Source organism: Elusimicrobiota bacterium (assembly GCA_018816525.1).
Lineage (GTDB): Bacteria > Elusimicrobiota > Endomicrobiia > CG1-02-37-114 > XYA2-FULL-39-19 > OXYB2-FULL-48-7.
The window spans coordinates 1-2,462 of record JAHIVV010000088.1; the positions used below are offsets into that span (position 1 = coordinate 1).

The following is a 2,462-nucleotide window of genomic DNA, read 5'->3' on the forward strand; positions in this document are numbered from 1 at the left end:
AACGGAATTAAGGCACATCCAACGCAAAAACCCCTGAAACTTATTCAGCAGGTTTTATTAGCCGCGAGCAATAAGGGTGATTTAGTTTTTGACCCGTTTATGGGTAGCGGGACAACTGCCGTTGTTGCGAAAGCTCTTGGGAGAAACTGGATAGGAATTGAGAAAGAAAAAAAGTATGTTGATTTGGCTAATAATAGGTTAAAATTGTTTATTTCTGAAAAATAACAGTTTTATATCTTGACACCTTACTTATGTAAGGTATATAATAGAAGCATATGAAAAAGTTAACTGATCGTCAGCGTGAAGCTGTAAAAATTATATATGATGGGCAAAAAACGGGCAAAATACCTACTTTTTTTGAGCTTGCTGAAAAAATGGGGGTATCTTCAAAACAGACCGCAAAAGATATATTAGATGCAATTGCAAAAAAAGGCTATTTGGAACGTGAACCAAGGAGAGCTCGAGCAATAATACTAAAGCAAATAGCCATTAATGAAATTGAGCAGGAAAAAAGTTTTTTTGGAAAAGTTCAGTTAAACCTTGAGTTTTCTTTTCCACAAACTAGCCACTCTTTCCAATGGAGCAATCCTTCTAATATAATTATTCATCAAGGTGATGTTTCAAATTTTGAAAAAAATTTAATTGATAGTAGTAGTTTAATAAATTTATTAAATCAAAATGGAACTACGCCGAATGATTTCAATCCTAATATTCAATTTATTGCGGAAAAATCAAATTTCGACAAGCTATACAATTCAACTGGAAAATTATTTGTAGAGCAATGCAATTATTTAGTAGTGTCTCCTATAATGCCTAGTGTTGGAATTCAAGGAGGCTATGTAATCCCTGATAAAAATTCCACTTATAAAATTGTTTGGTCTGGTGCGAACTCTAATAATTATTTTCAATTCGGAAAAGAATATGGTAGCACTTCGTATATTTCTTTTTCTGAAAATGACAATCAACAGATGAAATTATTCCATTCGTCGTTAAGCACAAGCGAGGTATTTGGTTTAATTTCGGAATTTAAAAAGCAAATTAGATCTTGGTCGCAATATGTAGACTTTTCAATTTCGGGCGGTGCATTAAAAGGAACCGGTGAAATGCTTTTTTGGTCAAAAAAAACTGATCGTGATATTAATGATTTAAGATATTTTTTTCTAGTCGATATTACAAAAACAACATTCCAAAGCTCGGACAAAACATTAATGAGAGATGTTTTATATAATTTTCCACAATTAATAATTAATTCAACAAAATAATATGTCATTAGTATTAAACACAACAACACCAGAGGGCATTGTTATTTCTGCAGATAGCAGACAATCTTTTCGTAACCATAAAGGAATGGCGCGAGTTGGTAGTGATAATGCCTCTAAATTATTTCAAATAAATGATCGTGTCGGAGTTGCCGTCACGGGCCTGGCTTTCTTGCCAGAGAATGGAATAATGAAAAATATTAGTAAATTTATTGATGAATTTAAACATGAGGTGGATGTAAAAGATTTAAGCGTAAAAGATATAGCTGATAAGTTGCATTATCTTTTTGATAAAAAATATAACTATCGCGAACAATTAAAAAATCTTCCCGAGCAGATTAAAAGTGATATTCAAAGACAGGGAGGAGAGGTTATTGAAACCAAAATTGAAAATAATATTGTTAAATTCAAATTTAAAGATTCAAAAGATCAAGTTAAAGAAGGAGTTGGTGGTGTTGATATGATAAATCTTTTAGTTGCTGGGTATAATAAGGATGGGAGTCATGAAGTTTATATTTGTTATATCCCCGGAGAAATTCAGAAAAAACGAGACAGCAAGGAGAAAGGCAAAGAATATGGTGCTTCCTGGATAGGGCAAATTGATGTTGTTTCTAGAATTGTCCTAGGGTTTGACGGCAGAATTGGGAACTTGCCTTTTGTAAATACTAGCGCTCAAAATATCGGACAGGAAGAAATAAATAAGCAATTAAGAGGGCTGGAGTATGTAATTCAATGGGGAACAATGACTTTGCAAGACGCCATTGATTTTTGCGTTTTAATGATTCAGACTACTTCAGCAATACAAAGATTTTCTGACGGCATTCAAGGTAATCCTGGTGATATGCCTGGCGTTGGTGGACCAGTGGATGTTGCTGTTATAACTCCGAATAAAGGTTTTATTTGGATTAACAAGAAGAAACTAACAACTGGAAATTTAGAGATTGATGTTGATTCGAAAGAAAGTTTAAAAAATAATTCTTAACTCATTTGTCCCCTCTTTCTTTATTTTCTTTTTTAAAAATCCTCGCCGTTTCGCTCGCTTTGCGAGCGTTGAAGCAAAAGAGCAAAAAGGAAGAGATCCGCTATGAGAAAAAGTCAAGCGATTTTGTAAATAATTTGTTTAATCAAACAACAGGCCAATGATACTCGGTTTTGTGTTTCAGCATCATCCAGACGACATTAACCAACTGACGGCGCAGACAG

Annotated in this window: 3 protein-coding genes; all 3 read left to right on the forward strand. The window is 33.7% G+C overall.

Features of this window, described 5'->3' with window-relative positions:
• On the forward strand, nucleotides 1-225 hold a 225-nt coding region (locus KKH91_08200), incomplete at its 5' end, for a site-specific DNA-methyltransferase (protein MBU0952783.1).
• Nucleotides 226-275: 50 nt separating this feature from the next.
• The gene (locus KKH91_08205) at nucleotides 276-1,262 is read left to right on the forward strand and encodes a hypothetical protein (GenBank protein ID MBU0952784.1); all 987 of its coding nucleotides are present in this window, start codon (nucleotides 276-278) and stop codon (nucleotides 1,260-1,262) included.
• Between the two features lies 1 nt (nucleotide 1,263).
• A complete protein-coding gene (locus tag KKH91_08210) occupies nucleotides 1,264-2,241 on the forward strand; it encodes a hypothetical protein (protein MBU0952785.1) in 978 nt (325 codons plus the stop codon).
• Nucleotides 2,242-2,462: the final 221 nt, after the last annotated feature.